This is a genomic window from Ructibacterium gallinarum, from assembly GCF_014982785.1.
Classification (GTDB): Bacteria; Bacillota; Clostridia; order Monoglobales; family Monoglobaceae; genus Ructibacterium; species Ructibacterium gallinarum.
On the sequence record NZ_JADCKB010000032.1, the window covers coordinates 1 to 18,488 of the forward strand.

14 protein-coding genes and 1 pseudogene are annotated in these 18,488 nt (G+C 48.4%); 1 reads left to right on the forward strand and 14 read right to left on the reverse strand.

The genetic code is table 11. From position 1 onward, the window contains the following. The coding region (locus INF28_RS11315) for an IS3 family transposase (protein ID WP_226393571.1) at window positions 1-193 on the forward strand (193 nt) is incomplete at its 5' end. Here INF28_RS11315 and INF28_RS11320 read toward each other — a convergent pair. The 14 genes and pseudogenes from INF28_RS11320 to INF28_RS11380 form a co-directional block, all read right to left on the reverse strand. Then, window positions 190-1,398 (reverse strand): transposase, encoded by a 1,209-nt coding sequence (locus INF28_RS11320; protein ID WP_226393572.1) that lies wholly within the window; start codon window positions 1,396-1,398, stop codon window positions 190-192. The genes INF28_RS11315 and INF28_RS11320 overlap by 4 nt on opposite strands. 87 nt (window positions 1,399-1,485) lie before the next feature. Further along, window positions 1,486-1,671, reverse strand: a pseudogene (locus INF28_RS11325) (transposase); the annotation flags it as partial. 160 nt (window positions 1,672-1,831) lie between these two features. Continuing rightward, a complete protein-coding gene (locus tag INF28_RS12935; RefSeq protein ID WP_264175768.1) occupies window positions 1,832-1,963 on the reverse strand; it encodes a hypothetical protein in 132 nt (43 codons plus the stop codon). A gap of 84 nt (window positions 1,964-2,047) precedes the next feature. Continuing rightward, window positions 2,048-2,209 (reverse strand): hypothetical protein, encoded by a 162-nt coding sequence (locus INF28_RS11330; protein ID WP_226393573.1) that lies wholly within the window; start codon window positions 2,207-2,209, stop codon window positions 2,048-2,050. Window positions 2,210-2,390: 181 nt separating this feature from the next. Then, on the reverse strand, window positions 2,391-3,833 hold the full coding sequence (locus tag INF28_RS11335; RefSeq protein ID WP_226393574.1) for a copper amine oxidase N-terminal domain-containing protein: 1,443 nt from the start codon (window positions 3,831-3,833) through the stop codon (window positions 2,391-2,393). Between the two features lies 1 nt (window position 3,834). Beyond that, complete coding sequence (locus INF28_RS11340; protein ID WP_226393575.1) at window positions 3,835-5,271, reverse strand: stalk domain-containing protein; 1,437 nt, start codon at window positions 5,269-5,271, stop codon at window positions 3,835-3,837. Between the two features lies 1 nt (window position 5,272). After that, entirely contained in the window at window positions 5,273-6,694 is a 1,422-nt protein-coding gene (locus INF28_RS11345; RefSeq protein ID WP_226393576.1) for a copper amine oxidase N-terminal domain-containing protein, read from the reverse strand. A 1-nt stretch (window position 6,695) separates the two neighbouring features. Then, complete coding sequence (locus INF28_RS11350) at window positions 6,696-8,132, reverse strand: stalk domain-containing protein (RefSeq protein ID WP_226393577.1); 1,437 nt, start codon at window positions 8,130-8,132, stop codon at window positions 6,696-6,698. Window position 8,133: 1 nt separating this feature from the next. After that, window positions 8,134-9,576, reverse strand: a complete 1,443-nt coding sequence (locus tag INF28_RS11355) for a stalk domain-containing protein (protein WP_226393578.1) — start codon at window positions 9,574-9,576, stop codon at window positions 8,134-8,136. Window position 9,577: 1 nt separating this feature from the next. After that, a complete protein-coding gene (locus INF28_RS11360) occupies window positions 9,578-11,014 on the reverse strand; it encodes a copper amine oxidase N-terminal domain-containing protein (protein ID WP_226393579.1) in 1,437 nt (478 codons plus the stop codon). Between the two features lies 1 nt (window position 11,015). Next, on the reverse strand, window positions 11,016-12,458 hold the full coding sequence (locus INF28_RS11365; RefSeq protein WP_226393580.1) for a copper amine oxidase N-terminal domain-containing protein: 1,443 nt from the start codon (window positions 12,456-12,458) through the stop codon (window positions 11,016-11,018). A gap of 1 nt (window position 12,459) precedes the next feature. After that, window positions 12,460-13,866, reverse strand: coding sequence for a copper amine oxidase N-terminal domain-containing protein (locus INF28_RS11370; protein WP_226393581.1), 1,407 nt, complete (start codon window positions 13,864-13,866; stop codon window positions 12,460-12,462). 59 nt (window positions 13,867-13,925) lie between these two features. Next, window positions 13,926-17,765 (reverse strand): S-layer homology domain-containing protein, encoded by a 3,840-nt coding sequence (locus INF28_RS13045; protein ID WP_226393582.1) that lies wholly within the window; start codon window positions 17,763-17,765, stop codon window positions 13,926-13,928. Further along, window positions 17,766-18,473, reverse strand: a complete 708-nt coding sequence (locus tag INF28_RS11380; RefSeq protein ID WP_226393583.1) for a hypothetical protein — start codon at window positions 18,471-18,473, stop codon at window positions 17,766-17,768. It abuts the gene before it with no gap. Window positions 18,474-18,488 lie beyond the last annotated feature (15 nt).

Genomic DNA, 18,488 nt, shown 5'->3' on the forward strand with positions numbered 1-18,488 from the left:
GGAAAATTTTTTTGGAAGATTAAAAGTCGAAATGTTTTATGGTGAAAAATTTGAAAGTGTTAACACTTTCATAGACGAATTAAAAAAGTATATTGATTACTATAACAACGAGAGAATTTCATTAAAAGCCTCACACCGCCGAAAAATCAAATTTACAGAAAAAGCCTCACACCGCCTTTTCGGCTCGTTTTAATTTATGCTCGCGTTTAAGAACCGAAAAGGTCCCTTCGCTCCAAATTGACCGCAATATTTTCGGTGCTTGTATTCGTTAGTTAAACAACGCTTGCGATTCCTGTGCATGGTACCATAATGCGAACTTGCATTCATTCTGATTCTTCCATAATCAACAGCACAATGCTGTAAATTCTCACAGTCAATACACTCCTGTCTGTAGTAATGAAAGGTACCTTTCTTAAATATCAATTTATTAAAAGCAAGTTCTTTTCCCATCCGGCAAACAAAACAATCTTTAGCGCTATCATATTCAAATCCTTTTTTCAATGCGTTGTTATGAAATTTTATGGACGAACAGCATCCGATAATATCTAATAATTCTAAGCCCCTGTGTACGGCGCCTACATCATATCCACTGTCAAGAGTGAGATGTTTTATGTCCAGCTCTAATGTCTCTTGCTGCTTTTGGAGATGTTTTAATATGATATTACTTTCCCGACGATTCGCTCCAAAACAGTCTACTCCAGTGATAATGCCATTGCTGGTATCTACCGTCATCTCGCATAGATAACCCAGTCCTTTTTTGCGCGGCTGTTTCACATAGCAGCAGTCAGGGTCGGTATGACTTTTTAGCAGTTTCTTTTCTTCTATTACCATAGGCGGCTTCTTATATCCGCTTGTATTTTCCAGTTCTTTTTTCAATATATCCAGATAATCCACGGTGCTTTTTTGAATTGTCTCTGTAACTTCATACCTGCTGTCCCATGCTACATTTGCCGGAATGAAGGTTCCATCGCTTACCATATTTTCTCCGGTAACCAGTTTCTTTTTCATGCATTCTATTACAATTTGATTGAATATATCCTGAAATATTTTACTGTCCGTAAAGCACCTTCTGCGATTTTGGCTAAAGAGAGAATGTTCCGGAATTTTATCCTCTATATTGAATCCACAGAACCATCTGTAACCTATATTCAAATGTATTTCTTCTACCAAGCGGCGCTCTGATTTTATGCCATACAAATATCCGATTAACATCATTTTTACCATAAAAACGGGATCTACAGATTTACGTCCCATTTCTGAATAATACGGGCGTGCTAAGTCATATATGAAATTAAAATCAATATATTTGTCTATCTTTTTATGCAAATAGTTTTCGGGCACCAATTCGCCTATACCAATTATGCATATCTTTATTTGACCGCTCTTCTGTCCCATCATAGAAACCGCCTCCCTATGGTTCTATTTTACCATAAAAAGCCGGTTTCGTCTACTTTGTAAACAGCTCCAAAATCTCACACCTCCTGTTTTTGCGGTAAGAACTTGGCCATCATCGACCAGGGCAGTGGAATATTGTTTTATCCATTTGCCTAAAGCGGATTGGGAAACGCCGTATTCTTTACAAAGTTGGGTCTGGGTTTTCCTGTTTTGATGGAGTGAGACAAGTGATTTTTTAAAATTTTTGTCATATTTTGTATAATTGTTTGTACCCATAGTATCTCTCCTTTTTTTATGTCTTTTTTAATATATCATATATTGCATCTTTGTGTCTACTTTTTTAGCGTTGATCCAGCCTGATGGCCGGAGAGCAGAAACACCGTATCTGTCACTTTGTACATGGCATAGTTCTCCAGCGTGACCTCTGCATAGCGGGTTACCTCGCTGGGCAACCGCCATACCGCACCGGGGTGTAATTATACAAATACCCCAGGCAGGTTTCTATCCCATTGGTTGCCCGCCATTTTTCATCCTCAGTAAGGGAAGTCCACTGGCTGGCCGTTTTCATAACAGACAGTTCGTCTGTGGTGAAGTTATCCGAATGCAGAAAGCCCTTTTCCTTGTCATAAGTAAGAAGGGCATAGCCGCTCCTTTACTGGTTTAGTGGGTTGTTCTGCGGCCAGACCAGCTGCCCCGCATCCACACTGGGGTTCAGCCAGGTGCGCAGGTTGGATACCTCCCAAAGACTGTTGCTGTAAGGATAATATGCAGGTGAATCAAAAGCTTTGTAGCAGAGAATTTTGTCGCTGAGCATCAGGAGGCCGTGCTCCGCCTCAATATCCACGCACTTTCGCAGGATCGGTTCCTTCCAGTACTGGCCCAGCTGAATTTACTGCTCGACCTAAATTGGGGTAGTCGCATCTTCTGCGCCGACCGACGCACACGGCGCCGCCAGCAGGATACCAATCATGAACATACTCCATATTTTATTCATCCTAATCATCCCATCCTTGGAAAATAGTTTGATACCAGGACGGATTCCAGTCCGGTGAGAAGACCATCGGTTCCGGCTGGTCTACTACAACGCGCTGCAGGTTCTCTACATACACTATCTTGGCATCCAAAGCTTCTGATACGGCTCGGAGCGGCACCAGTGTCCGGTCGCCTATGAGCCGCGCAGGTGCTTCCAGCTCAACTTCTGCTTCGTTAACCACCATCGTTGCATTGTCTATCTCCAGCTGAACTGTTGTACCCTCTTTCACTGCGGTTACCTGATTTGCCGCTTCATCCCAGTTTACCTCCGCACCCAGAGATTCAAAAACTGCCCGCACCGGCACCAGCAGCCGTCCGTTTTCTTCCACGGGCGCCTGATCTAGCGCCAGCTGACTGCCCTGGCTGAAGACGGCTACACCGGTTTGGACGCTATTGCCGTCTATCACATAGGGATCGGTTTCTGTTCCGCTCCCCGACTTGATGATCACATTATCCGTATTCAGATAGAATGCCGGCCGGATGCCTAGTTCTTTAGCATTGGTTGAAGCCGCCATATAGCTGTTTTCCCCTTGTATTGTGGTAAGACCGCGTGAGTCAGACCAATAATCAAAAGGCCTGTCGAGCGCCGGCGTGCGCAGCCAATACTCGGAGTATTCATCTACACTCACCTCATCTGCTGCCGGCTGCCGATACTTGGCATACTTACTGTCAACAACCTCGCTCTCCACCCACGCCGCGGTGTCTGTCCGCTTTGCACCGGCAATGCCGAAGTTCTGCCACATGGCGTAGACCTGCGCTTCATTCAACAGAAACATGGTATCCGTAACCCTGTACATGGCACCGCGGAAGGCGTCTCCAAACTCAGAGACCGTGTTGTGGTGCAGGGTGTAGGGGTCACGGTCACTTCCTGTTGTATAGCTTGCCAGATATGGCCGCGTCTGCCCGTTCTCTGACAGTTCCAGCTTGTATTCTGGCAAAGCCTGCCATTGACTGACTGTCTTCATGACAGCCAGCTCGCTGGCTGTAAAGTTCCCTTCTGATAAGAAGCCCGCCTCGTCCGCATAAGGATATTTACTTCGAAAGATGCGATCTGCCTCCGGCGGATACCCCCTTGGCCAGACCACCTCGCCGGCAGGCGCTGTGGAGTTCAGCCAGGCACGGATATTCGTTTCTTCCCAAAAATTTGTGTTCAAAATTGCACCGCTTGGAGCAAAATAGCCTGTTTCTCCTACATCCGCAGCTTTGTAGCAGAGTATTTTATCGCTTACCAGCAAAACACCGTTTTCGTCGGTGTTGTCTATGCACTTCCATACAATTGGCGCATCCAAATAGCTGCCCAGCTGATAGTAGGTGCCAATATCATACGTCAATTCTTCCTCGGCGACCGCCGCACACGGCGCCGTCACCAGGAAACCCATCAATAGCATACTCCATATTTTTTTCATCCTAATCATCCCATTCTTGGAAAATAGTTTGATACCAGGACGGATTCCAGTCCGGTGAGAAGACCATCGGTTCCGGCTGGTCTACTACAACGCGCTGCAGGTTCTCTACATACACTATCTTGGCATCCAAAGCTTCTGATACGGCTCGGAGTGGCACCAGTGTCCGATCGCCTATGAGCCGCGCAGGTGCTTCCAGCTCAACTTCTGCTTCGTTAACCACCATCGTTGCATTGTCTATCTCCAGCTGAACTGTTGTACCCTCTTTCACTGCGGTTACCTGATTTGCCGCTTCATCCCAGTTTACCTCCGCACCCAGAGATTCAAAAACTGCCCGCACCGGCACCAGCAGCCGTCCGTTTTCTTCCACGGGCGCCTGATCTAGCGCCAGCTGCCTGCCCTGGCTGAAGACGGCTACACCAGTTTGGACGCTTTTGCCGTCTATCACATAGGGGTCGGTTTCTGTTCCGCTCCCCGACTTGATGATCACATTATCCGTGTTCAGATAGAATGCTGGACGGATGCCCAATTCTTTAGCATTGGTTGAAGCTTCTGTATAAATGTTTTCACCTTGTATCGTGGTAAGGCAACGTGAGTGAGACCAATAACTAAAGGGCCTGTCAAGTGCCGGAGTGCGCAGCCAATACTCGGAGTATTCATTTACGCTCACCTCATCTGCTGCCGGCGGCCAATACTTGGCAGCTTCACTGTCAACGGCTTCAGCCCATGCGGCAGTGTCTGTCCGCTTTGCACCAACAATTCCAAAATTCTGCCACATGGCGTAGACCTGTGCTTCATTCAACAGAAACATGGTGTCCGTAACCCTGTACATGGCACCGCGGAAGGCGTCTCCAAACTCAGAGACCGTGTTGTGGTGCAGGGTGTAGGGGTCACGGTCACTTCCTGTTGTATAGGTTGATAAATATGGCCGCGTCTGCCCGTTCTCTGACAGTTCCAGCTTGTATTCTGGCAAAGCCTGCCATTGACTGACTGTCTTCATGACAGCCAGCTCGCTGGCTGTAAAGTTCCCTTCTGATAAGAAGCCCGCCTCGTCCGCATAAGGATATTTACTTCGAAAGATGCGATCTGCCTCCGGCGGATACCCCCTTGGCCAGACCACCTCGCCGGCAGGCGCTGTGGAGTTCAGCCAGGCACGGATATTCGTTTCTTCCCAAAAATTTGTGTTCAAAATTGCACCGCTTGGAGCAAAATAGCCTGTTTCTCCTACATCCGCAGCTTTGTAGCAGAGTATTTTATCGCTTACCAGCAAAACACCGTTTTCGTCGGTGTTGTCTATGCACTTCCATACAATTGGCGCATCCAAATAGCTGCCCAGCTGATAGTAGGTGCCAATATCATACGTCAATTCTTCCTCGGCGACCGCCGCACACGGCGCCGCCAGCAGGATACCAATCATGAACATACTCCATATTTTATTCATCCTAATCATCCCATCCTTGGAAAATAGTTTGGTACCAAGACGGATTCCAGTCCGGTGAGAAGACCATCGGTTCCGGCTGGTCTACTACAACGCGCTGCAGGTTCTCTACATACACTATCTTGGCATCCAAAGCTTCTGATACGGCTCGGAGCGGCACCAGTGTCCGGTCGCCTATGAGCCGCGCGGGTGCTTCCAGCGCAACTTCTGCTTCGTTAACCACCATCGTTGCATTGTCTATCTCCAGCTGAACTGTTGTGCCCTCTTTCACTGCGGTTACCTGATTTGCCGCTTCATCCCAGTTTACCTCCGCACCCAGAGATTCAAAAACTGCCCGCACCGGCACCAGCAGCCGTCCGTTTTCTTCCACGGGAAGCTGGTCGAGATACAGCTGACTGCCCTGGCTGAAGACGGCTACACCGGTTTGGACGCTATTGCCGTCTATCACATAGGGATCGGTTTCTGTTCCGCTCCCCGACTTGATGATCACATTATCCGTATTCAGATAGAATGCCGGCCGGATGCCCAATTCTTTAGCATTGGTAGCAGCTGACATATAGCCGTTTTCGCCTTGTATCGTGGTAAGACCACTTGAATCAGACCAATAATCAAAAGGCCTGTTGAGCGCCGGCGTGCGCAGCCAATACTCGGAGTATTCATTTACACTCACCTTATCTGCTGCCGGCGGCCAATACTTGGCATATTCGTTATCAGCGCCCCATGCGGCAGTGTCTGTCCGTTTTGCACCGGCAATGCCGAAGTTCTGCCACATGGCGTAGACCTGTGCTTCATTTAACAGAAACATGGTGTCTGTAACCCTGTACATAGCACCGCGGAAGGCGTCTCCAAACTCAGAGACCGTGTTGTGATGCAGGGTGTAGGGGTCACGGTCACTTCCTGTTGTATAGGTTGCCAGATATGGCCGCGTCTGCTCGTTTTCTGACAGGTCCAGCTTGTATTCTGGCAAAGCCTGCCATTGGCTGACTGTCTTCATGACAGCCAGCTCACTGGCCGTAAAATTCTCTTCCGATAAGAATCCAGCTTCGGCTGCATAGGGATATTTGCTGTTTTTGATTCGATCTGCCTCCGGCGGATACCCCCTTGGCCAGACCACCTCTCCGGCGGGCGCTGTGGAGTTCAGCCAGGCACGGATATCCGTTTCCTCCCAAAAGTTTGTGTTACAAAATGAAGCATAATAGACAGTTTCTCCTGCATCTGCAGCTTTGTAGCAGAGTATTTTATCGCTTACCAGCAAAACACCGTTTTCGTCGGTGTTGTCTATGCACTTCCATACAATCGGCGCATTCAAATAGCTGCCCAGCTGATAATAGGTACCAATATCATACGTCAATTCTTCCTCGGCGACCGCCGCACAGGGCGCCGTCAGCAGAAAACCCATCAATAGTATACTCCATATTTTTTTCATCCTAATCATCCCATCCTTGGAAAATAGTTTGGTACCAAGACGGATTCCAGTCCGGTGAGAAGACCATCGGTTCCGGCTGGTCTACTACAACGCGCTGCAGGTTCTCTACATATACTACCTTGGCATCCAAAGCTTCTGATACGGCTCGAAGCGGCACCAGTGTCCGGTCGCCTATGAGCCGCGCGGGTGCTTCCAGCGCAACTTCTGCTTCGTTAACCACCATCGTTGCATTGTCTATCTCCAGCTGAACTGTTGTGCCCTCTTTCACTGCGGTTACCTGATTTGCCGCTTCATCCCAGTTTACCTCCGCACCCAGAGATTCAAAAACTGCCCGCACCGGCACCAGCAGCCGTCCGTTTTCTTCCACGGGAAGCTGGTCGAGATACAGCTGACTGCCCTGGCTGAAGACGGCTACACCGGTTTGGACGCTATTGCCGTCTATCACATAGGGATCGGTTTCTGTTCCGCTCCCCGACTTGATGATCACATTATCCGTATTCAGATAGAATGCCGGCCGGATTCCCAGTTCTTTGTCATTGGTTGATGCCGACATATAGCTGTTTTCTCCGCGTATCGTTGTAAGACCACGTGAATATGAATAATTATTGGACGGACGATCCAAGGCCGGCGTACGCAGCCAATACTCGGAGTATTCATCTACACTCACTTCATCTGCTGCCGGCTGCCGATACTTGGCAGCTTCACTGTCAACGGCTTCAGCCCATGCGGCAGTGTCTGTCCGTTTTGCACCAACAATTCCAAAATTCTGCCACATGGCGTAGACCTGTGCTTCATTCAACAGAAACATGGTGTCCGTAATTCTGTACATCGCACCGCGGAAGGCGTCTCCAAATTCAGAGATAGTGTTGTGATGCAGGGTATTAGGATCACGACCGCTGCCTGTCGTATAGCTTGACAGATATGGCTGCGTCTGCCCGTTCTCTGACAGTTCCAGCTTGTATTCTGGCAATGCCTGCCATTGACTGACTGTCTTCATGACAGCCAGCTCGCTGGCTGTAAAGTTCCCTTCTGATAAGAAGCCCGCCTCGTCCGCATAAGGATATTTACTTCGAAAGATGCGATCCGCCTCCGGCGGATACCCCCTTGGCCAGACCACCTCTCCGGCGGGCGCTGTGGAGTTCAGCCAGGCACGGATATTCGTTTCTTCCCAAAAATTTGTGTTCAAAATTGCACCGCTTGGAGCAAAATAGCCTGTTTCTCCTACATCCGCAGCTTTGTAGCAGAGTATTTTATCGCTTACCAGCAAAATACCGTTTTCGTCGGTGTTGTCTATGCACTTCCATACAATCGGCGCATTCAAATAGCTGCCCAGCTGATAATAGGTACCAATATCATACGTCAATTCTTCCTCGGCGACCGCCGCACAGGGCGCCGTCAGCAGAAAACCCATCAATAGTATACTCCATATTTTTTTCATCCTAATCATCCCATCCTTGGAAAATAGTTTGGTACCAAGACGGATTCCAGTCCGGTGAGAAGACCATCGGTTCCGGCTGGTCTACTACAACGCGCTGCAGGTTCTCTACATACACTATCTTGGCATCCAAAGCTTCTGATACGGCTCGGAGCGGCACCAGTGTCCGGTCGCCTATGAGCCGCGCAGGTGCTTCCAGCTCAACTTCTGCTTCGTTAACCACCATCGTTGCATTGTCTATCTCCAGCTGAACTGTTGTACCCTCTTTCACTGCGGTTACCTGATTTGCCGCTTCATCCCAGTTTACCTCCGCACCCAGAGATTCAAAAACTGCCCGCACCGGCACCAGCAGCCGTCCGTTTTCTTCCACGGGCGCCTGGTCTAACGTCAGCTGCCTGCCCTGGCTGAAGACGGCTACACCAGTTTGGACGCTTTTGCCGTCTATCACATAGGGGTCGGTTTCTGTTCCGCTCCCCGACTTGATGATCACATTATCCGTATTCAGATAGAATGCCGGCCGGATTCCCAGTTCTTTATCATTAACTAAAGCTGACATATAACCGTTTTCGCCTTGTATCGTGGTAAGACCACTTGAATCAGACCAATAATCAAAAGGCCTGTTGAGCGCCGGTGTACGCAGCCAATACTCGGAGTATTCATCTGCACTCACTTCATCTGCTGCCGGCTGCCGATACTTGGCAGCTTCACTGTCAACGGCTTCAGCTTCAGCCCATGCGGCAGTGTCTGTCCGTTTTGCACCAACAATTCCAAAATTCTGCCACATGGCATAGACCTGTGTTTCATTTAACAGAAACATGGTGTCCGTAACCCTGTACATGGCACCGCGGAAGGCGTCTCCAAACTCAGAGACCGTGTTGTGGTGCAGGGTGTAGGGGTCACGGTCACTTCCTGTTGTATAGGTTGCCAGATATGGCCGCGTCTGCTCGTTTTCTGACAGGTCCAGCTTGTATTCGGGCAATGCCTGCCATTGAATGACTGTCTTCATGACAGCCAGCTCGCTGGCTGTAAAGTTTCCTTCCGATAAGAATCCCGCCTCGTCCGCATAGGGATATTTGCTTAGGAAGATACGATTTGCCTCCGGCGGATACCCCCTTGGCCAGGCCACCTCGCCGGCGGGTGCTGTGGAGTTCAGCCAGGCACGGATATCCGTTTCCTCCCAGAAATTAGAACCGGCAATTACATATCCATTTGTAAGATAGTTGGATTTTCCTACATCTGCGGCTTTGTAGCAGATAATTTTATCGCTTACCAGCAAAACACCGTTTTCGTCGGTGTTGTCTATGCACTTCCATACAATTGGCGCATCCAAATAGCTGCCCAGTTGATAGTAGGTGCCAATATCATACGTCAATTCTTCCTCGGCGACCGCCGCACACGGCGCCGTCACCAGGAAACCCATCAATAGCATACTCCATATTTTTTTCATCCTAATCATCCCATCCTTGGAAAATAGTTTGATACCAGGACGGATTCCAGTCCGGTGAGAAGACCATCGGTTCCGGCTGGTCTACTACAACGCGCTGCAGGTTCTCTACATACACTATCTTGGCATCCAAAGCTTCTGATACGGCTCGGAGCGGCACCAGTGTCCGGTCGCCTATGAGCCGCGCGGGTGCTTCCAGCGCAACTTCTGCTTCGTTAACCACCATCGTTGCATTGTCTATCTCCAGCTGAACTGTTGTGCCCTCTTTCACTGCGGTTACCTGATTTGCCGCTTCATCCCAGTTTACCTCCGCACCCAGAGATTCAAAAACTGCCCGCACCGGCACCAGCAGCCGTCCGTTTTCTTCCACGGGCGCCTGGTCTAACGTCAGCTGCCTGCCCTGGCTGAAGACGGCTACACCGGTTTGGACGCTATTGCCGTCTATCACATAGGGATCGGTTTCTGTTCCGCTCCCCGACTTGATGATCACATTATCCGTATTCAGATAGAATGCTGGACGGATGCCCAATTCTTTAGCATTTGTTGAAGCTTCTGTATAAATGTTTTCACCTTGTATCGTGGTAAGGCAACGTGAGTGAGACCAATAACTAAAGGGCCTGTCAAGTGCCGGCGTGCGCAGCCAATACTCGGAGTATTCATCTACGCTCACCTCATCTGCTGCCGGCGGCCAATACTTGGCAGCTTCACTGTCAACGGCTCCAGCCCATGCGGCAGTGTCTGTCCGCTTTGCACCGGCAATGCCGAAGTTCTGCCACATGGCGTAGACCTGTGCTTCATTTAACAGAAACATGGTGTCTGTAACCCTGTACATGGCGCCGCGGAAGGCGTCTCCAAACTCAGAAACCGTGTTGTGATGCAGGGTGTAGGGGTCACGGTCACTTCCTGTTGTATAGGTTGCCAGATATGGCCGCGTCTGCCCGTTTTCTGACAGTTCTAGCTTGTATTCTGGCAATGCCTGCCATTGGCTGACTGTCTTCATGACAGCCAGCTCACTGGCCGTAAAGTTTTCTGCCGATAAGAATCCAGCTTCGTCTACATAGGGATATTTGCTGAGAAAGATACGGTTTGCCTCCGGCGGATACCCCCTTGGCCAGACTACATCGCCGGCGGGTGCTGTGGAGTTCAGCCAGGCACGGATATCCGTTTCCTCCCAGAAATTTGTGTTTAAAATTGCACCGCTTGAAGCAAAATAGCCTGTTTCTCCTACATCCGCAGCTTTGTAGCAGAGTATTTTATCGCTTACCAGCAAAATACCGTTTTCGTCGGTGTTGTCTATGCACTTCCATACAATCGGCGCATCCAAATAGCTGCCCAGTTGATAGTAGGTACCAATATCATACGTCAATTCTTCCTCGGCGACCGTCGCACAGGGCGCCGTCAGCAGAAAACCCATCAATAGTATACTCCATATTTTATTCATCCTAATCATCCCATCCTTGGAAAATAGTTTGGTACCAAGACGGATTCCAGTCCGGTGAGAAGACCATCGGTTCCGGCTGGTCTACTACAACGCGCTGCAGGTTCTCTACATATACTACCTTGGCATCCAAAGCTTCTGATACGGCTCGAAGCGGCACCAGTGTCCGGTCGCCTATGAGCCGCGCGGGTGCTTCCAGCGCAACTTCTGCTTCGTTAACCACCATCGTTGCATTGTCTATCTCCAGCTGAACTGTTGTACCCTCTTTCACTGCGGTTACCTGATTTGCCGTTTCATCCCAGTTTACCTCCGCACCCAGAGATTCAAAAACTGCCCGCACCGGCACCAGCAGCCGTCCGTTTTCTTCCACGGGCGCCTGGTCTAACGTCAGCTGCCTGCCCTGGCTGAAGACGGCTACACCGGTTTGGACGCTATTGCCGTCTATCACATAGGGATCGGTTTCTGTTCCGCTCCCCGACTTGATGATCACATTATCCGTATTCAGATAGAATGCCGGCCGGATTCCCAGTTCTTTATCATTAGAGATGGCTGACATATAGCTATTTTCGCCTCGAATTGAAGATATACTCTTTGAGTGAGACCAAGAACTAAAAGGTCGGCCGAGTGACGGTGTGCGCAGCCAATACTCGGAGTATTCATCTGCACTCACCTCATCTGCTGCCGGCTGCAGATAATTGGCATACTTACTGTCAACAACCTCGCTCTCCACCCACGCCGCGGTGTCTGTCCGCTTTGCACCAACAATTCCAAAATTCTGCCACATGGCGTAGACCTGTGCTTCATTCAACAGAAACATGGTGTCCGTAACCCTGTACATAGCACCGCGGAAGGCGTCTCCAAACTCAGAGACCGTGTTGTGGTGCAGGGTGTAGGGGTCACGGTCACTTCCTGTTGTATAGCTTGCCAGATATGGCCGTGTCTGCCCGTTCTCTGACAGCTCCAGCTTGTATTCTGGCAAAGCCTGCCATTGGCTGACTGTTTTCATGGCAGCAAGCTCGCTGGCCGTAAAGTTCCCTTCTGATAAGAAGCCCGCCTCGTCCGCATAAGGATATTTACTTCGAAAGATGCGATCTGCCTCCGGCGGATACCCCCTTGGCCAGATTACCTCTCCGGCGGGCGCTGTGGAGTTCAGCCAGGCGCGAATATCCGTTTCCTCCCAGAAATTAGATCCGGCTTCAACGCCTTGCGGTCCGAAATATGAGGTTGCTCCCACATCGAATGCCTTATAACATAAAATTCTATCACTTACTAATAGGACGTCGTTTTCATCTGTGTTGTCTATGCACTTCCATACAATCGGCGCATCCAAATAGCTGCCCAGCTGATAATAGGTACCAATATCATACGTCAATTCTTCCTCGGCGACCGTCGCACAGGGCGCCGTCAGCAGAAAACCCATCAATAGTATACTCCATATTTTTTTCATCCTAATCATCCCATCCTTGGAAAATAGTTTGGTACCAAGACGGATTCCAGTCCGGTGAGAAGACCATCGGTTCCGGCTGGTCTACTACAACGCGCTGCAGGTTCTCTACATATACTACCTTGGCATCCAAAGCTTCTGATACGGCTCGAAGCGGCACCAGTGTCCGGTCGCCTATGAGCCGCGCGGGTGCTTCCAGCGCAACTTCTGCTTCGTTAACCACCATCGTTGCATTGTCTATCTCCAGCTGAACTGTTGTGTCCTCTTTCACTGCGGTTACCTGATTTGCCGCTTCATCCCAGTTTACCTCCGCACCCAGAGATTCAAAAACTGCCCGCACCGGCACCAGCAGCCGTCCGTTTTCTTCCACGGGCGCCTGGTCTAACGTCAGCTGCCTGCCCTGGCTGAAGACGGCTACACCGGTTTGGACGCTATTGCCGTCTATCACATAGGGATCGGTTTCTGTTCCGCTCCCCGACTTGATGATCACATTATCCGTATTCAGATAGAATGCCGGCCGGATTCCCAGTTCTTTATCATTAACTAAAGCTGACATATAACCGTTTTCGCCTTGTATTGTGGTAAGACCACTTGAATCAGACCAATAATCAAAAGGCCTGTTGAGCGCCGGTGTACGCAGCCAATACTCGGAGTATTCATCTACACTCACCTCATCTGCTGCCGGCGGCCAATACTTGGCAGCTTCACTGTCAACGGCTCCAGCCCATGCGGCAGTGTCTGTCCGCTTTGCACCGGCAATGCCAAAATTCTGCCACATGGCGTAGACCTGTGCTTCATTCAACAGAAACATGGTGTCTGTAACCCTGTACATGGCACCGCGGAAGGCGTCTCCAAACTCAGAGACCGTGTTGTGATGCAGGGTGTAGGGGTCACGGTCACTTCCTGTTGTATAGGTTGCCAGATATGGCCGCGTCTGCCCGTTTTCTGACAGTTCCAGCTTGTATTCTGGCAAAGCCTGCCATTGACTGACTGTCTTCATGACAGCCAGCTCGCTGGCTGTAAAGTTCCCTTCTGATAAGAATCCCGCCTCGTCCGCATAGGGATATTTACTTCGAAAGATTCGATCTGCCTCCGGCGGATACCCCCTTGGCCAGACTACATCGCCGGCGGGCGCTGTGGAGTTCAGCCAGGCGCGAATATCCGTTTCTTCCCAAAAATTAGATCCGGCAATTACATATCCATTTGTAAGATAGTTGGATTTTCCTACATCTGCGGCTTTGTAGCAGAGTATTTTATCGCTTACCAGCAAAACACCGTTTTCATCTGTGTTGTCTATGCACTTCCATACAATTGGCGCATCCAAATAGCTGCCCAGTTGATAGTAGGTACCAATATCATACGTCTGCTCTCCTTCGGCAAATGCTGTGCCTATTCGTGAGAATGTTATCAAAAAACATGTTATAAAAATGCAAATTAGTTTTTTGTGTTTCATTGTGCCACATCCTTTCTTTAATTAAAATCTGTATCCTCTGTCACGTTTAAAAATTGCTTGACTGCCGGCGTCCAGATTTGATTCAGAACGCCATTAGTAATGTCATACAGCAAGGCGTCATTGTAGGTGGCATAATATTGATTCCCTCCTGCATCAATGTTTATAGTGTTGTAAAACGTATTGTATGCATCTCCATCTGTAGGATCGCTCCAAATTTTTCGGCCAGCTGCATCCCTTACATATGTACCGAAAACAGAGGGGTGGTTAATCAAATTATGGCGGTTGGTGTTATCCCCGGTCCACGCGGCCTTTCCGTAATCCAGCTCATTGGGGCCGCCGGCATAAATGCCGTAGGACACGGAAGGATCTTGAATCAAGTCTTTAAAGTACTTATAGGTCCTTACAAAGTTATCGGCCTTTTGCATAGAATATATCTTTACAGTATCATCATCCCCATGCATTCTACCAGTCACCAGCGAGATATCATACTCCATCTCAAATGTAATCAAGGTATCCGTTAGCTTTTCTGTCCCAATCACGTTGCTGCCGTCCAGCATGGTTTGTGCCTGCGTACTGGCGTGAAGGTTAATCACCTTGGCCGGCAGATTATTGAGATCACCGGCCAAAGCGGAGTAGAATAACCCCGGCTGTATCATCACCTTGTCAAAGACATCGTGCAGTCTGCCATCCTGGCCAATAAAACTGCCGGTATTTACAATCTCACCGATTTGATCCCAATGTGTATCATTGATACAATACGGGCTCCAGAACAGTTTTAGGCCTTTCTCATGTGCAAATTGGGAGATAGACTGCATGTTTTTATAGGAGGTGCTCAGGTTGCCGAATTCATCCCGCATGGGATCAGGATCTTCCCGTCCATAATAGATGCCGGTTATGATGTCTTTTCCAACTGTTCTGCTTACAATGTTATAAATCTCCTCTGAAACGTGACGATACTTTCTTATTAGCTCATTCTCTGCATCGGCGCCATCTGCCGCCTCTACTGTACCATGATAGGTGTGCGGTGTACCGAGATAGATGTCCGGCATTGCAATTTTGTCTGTCCTGTCCGTGTTAGCCAGTTCCAGACCGTCTTTCATATTATTGATTACATTTACCATCTTTTCTGAAACAGCATCAATCACATTGTTTTGTCTGGTCTCGTCAATGTCCGGCAGGTATTTGTAATCATAGAGATTATGGCCTGTCACATCGGAATCAAAGTCGGCATCCCGTACAGAGAGGATAAACGCAACTTTTTGATCCCCGGTAAGTGTCAGATAGCGTTCAAAGAATGCAGGCGTATAGTTATAGTCGTTATCATTTGTGTCTCTGTAGCGGCTGACGCTCTGAGATGTTTCTCCAAACTGTGCAATGGCAGAATCATACAGGATAAAATAGACGGTTTTCTCGGGTTCAGCCTCTATCTGAGAAAGCATGATCGTATATGACTGACTAGACGCACCAGACAGTGACACCAAAATCTCTTGTCCGCCTTCTATATGATAGGTCATTGCAGGATAGCCGCCTTTTTCCAGGATTCGCTGCTGATTTGCACCATAGAGCATTGCTTCAATACCGTTGTCTAAAGTAAGTTGATAAAGGCCGGTACTGGGTATGGTGCAGCGATAGGTCTGGCCGCTGGCCACATTTGTGTTTCCCGTTGTCGGCATCCCAACTGTCAGAATCGGGAAGTCGTCTATAATATAGTCTGGTTCTGGATTGTTTATGACCTGGCTGTCTTCTACTGAATAGAGGCAAGAGGAAAGCACTTTACACATCTCGCCGCGTTTGATAGAGTTTTTAGGAAGAATCGGAATGCTGCCATCCGGCTGCGGTGAACCTTCAAAAACGGCATTCATATAGAGTTGAAACATAGCATTTTCATGCTCTGGCGTAATCTGCCCTTGGTCAGGGAATTTATTATTATTCCAATCCAATACCCTTTGGTTCAGTACAGTTTGGGCATTCCGCTGATAGTTAAAAAGCTGGTGTACTATCCGGCAGTCGTCTGACATAAAGACCTTCCAGATAATATCCGCTGCCTCTTCACGGGAAATGGCCAGATGCGAATTGATTACCTGTGTGGCCGTAATCCAATTCTTTTGATATGCCAGTTTCAGATTTGGGACAGCCCAAATACTTTCTATATTTACCTGGTTATAGGGATAGTTGGTTAAATCCGGATTGGTATCATCTCCGTTGGGTTGTGCAATTTCAACCGCACGAAGCGTCATAACCAGGAACTGATCCAATGTGACCGGATCTTCGGGATCAAAAAGCCCCGTGTCATGCCCCATGACGATTTCACGATTGCTCATATCAAATATGTATCGCGTATACCAGGCACTGGGGTCAACATCCGGATAAATTTTTATCACAAAATTTTGTGTGGCATTATAACAGTTTGGCAGATATCCACTAAAGTCTACTTTAATATTTGCAGTCAGTTTGGCATCCATATCTGCACCAATTTTCACACAGCCAGCAGCAAATGAAGCCCAAGGTGTACCCGTCCCCTCTGTAAGTGCAAGAGCCACTGAGCCTTCGACGTAGTTGGCTGGAAGCGTGATTTTTAACTTTGCGTCCTCATTTGATAAATGACTGCTTTCCAGATAAAAGCCATTTTCTTTGATTGCAAGGAAGTATGCCGCCGAGTCCAAAACTTCGACAGTTCCGGTTATTTCAGCCGGGTTGAGCTGTACGCCATTCGAGGTTTCCAGGCTGACGGCTGCATCGGTTTCAGACCAGCTGGTGACCAGGTAGAAGGTACTGTTGTGGCGTACCAGAACCGGAATTCGTTTGCGCAGGTTATTGCGAATGGTGCTTTGCAGTTGTATGAGGCCGCCCGTACTCCGTTTAAGATACGGCTCTTCAGAATTAAAAATAGCAGTGGCTTTATCATTCCAAAACTCCAAAAATGTATCTCTGTCGTCTGTGCTTTGAAAACTTACTTCGCTGCTGTTTCCCTTTCCTAGAGCCTTGCAGGATGTTGCACCGGCAAGGGATAGCAGATTATATGCCTGCGTATAGGCGGGAAGATGATAATACATATTTAACAGTTCTGAAAAGTATACGCCCCCAAGGTTAGTGCTGACTGAAAAGCTATAACTATGTTTCTCAGCACGATACGCACTGTCATATCTTACCACATTATTAGATAATGAGCCGGCTGCTCTTGTTCCCGTCTGCGGCCGATTTTTAAAGTCAACCAAAGCTGCATATAAATCAGACATATTAAAGCCGATCTCCTGAACATTACGGCAAATTATGACTGAATCATCATATTGTTTTGCGAGTGCAGCAGAGGAGGTATCTGTCTCTAATGCGATCCAGGCCACAGCAATTCCTTTTTCCCGCAGGGCATCAAGCTGCCTGCTGGTTGTACTGTAATTATAGCACGAAGCGGTGGTAAATACAAGCATTTTACGGCGACCAGAATCTTCGCCTAAAGCGGCTTCTCCTGCGCTTAACAAGTCAGAATATGCGGGCGCTCCTACATACGGAGGCATTTGAAATAATTTCTCTTGTGCCTGCTGTGCATCGCCGAGTGTGCAGAGGTTTGCACTGGTTACCACACCAAATCTTGATCCCTCCGGCGCCTGCTCCATTAAACCCACATAAGCGTCTAACCAGCCTTTGTCTATGTCAAAATCATAATTATTCATATAAGCATTTGTGTCCATAACAAAGACAATATCAAAAGCGTCTGTTTCTGCAGCGCTTGTATAGAGCGGGTTTGTGGAGATAGATGTGACAGTTCCCTGTGCAAATCCCTGCATAATACACTGGGTGCTTACCAGCATACAGATGAGAAATGCGGCCAAAAGACAGTGATGCTTCATTCTGTGTTTCACTTAGTTCACCTCCTGAAACAAGTCATTGCCCTTAAGGCGCAGTGTTTTATAATTCGTCTGTCCAAGACAATCCCCCAGTCCGACCATAATTCTGACTTGTGTATCTCTCGTTCCTGGGTCGGCTTGAAATGTTACGCTGCGGTAGTTTTCTGACACTTCTGTAAACGTACCCTGCGTTGTCCGCCAAAAGAAAAATGGTGTTCCCCGGCTGTCTATAGTAAAGTCTGTATCCTGAATTTCTAATCGGTAAATACCTTTTAGATGATTCAAAACTGTGATATGGACACTATTTATTTCTGGCGCTGATAAATTGGAGGCTGTGGATGGTGATTGCTCATACTCATGTCCAACTGTCCGAACCTCAAAAAGCTGCGCTACGTAGACAAACTCGGTATAGACAAAGTCGGCCTCATGCTGAGCCTTGGCATATACCTTATACAGACCTTCTTTGATATGTGTTAGCGTAAAGGTTAGGCTGAAAGTTTCGTCTGTCACCGCAGTATTGCCGGTATACTCTAAATAGTCGTCAGGGGATATAACATAACAGGTAACCCAGGTACTGCCGTCCGCAACTTCACCATAAATGGTAACCTGGTTGGTGGCGTAGTCAACAGACGTGTGTACAGTTGGATTTTGTGTTGCAAATACGCTCATGCCACTGAGTAAAACTGTACATAACAGAATAATATAACCAAATTTTCGATACATATCCGTCCCTCCTTT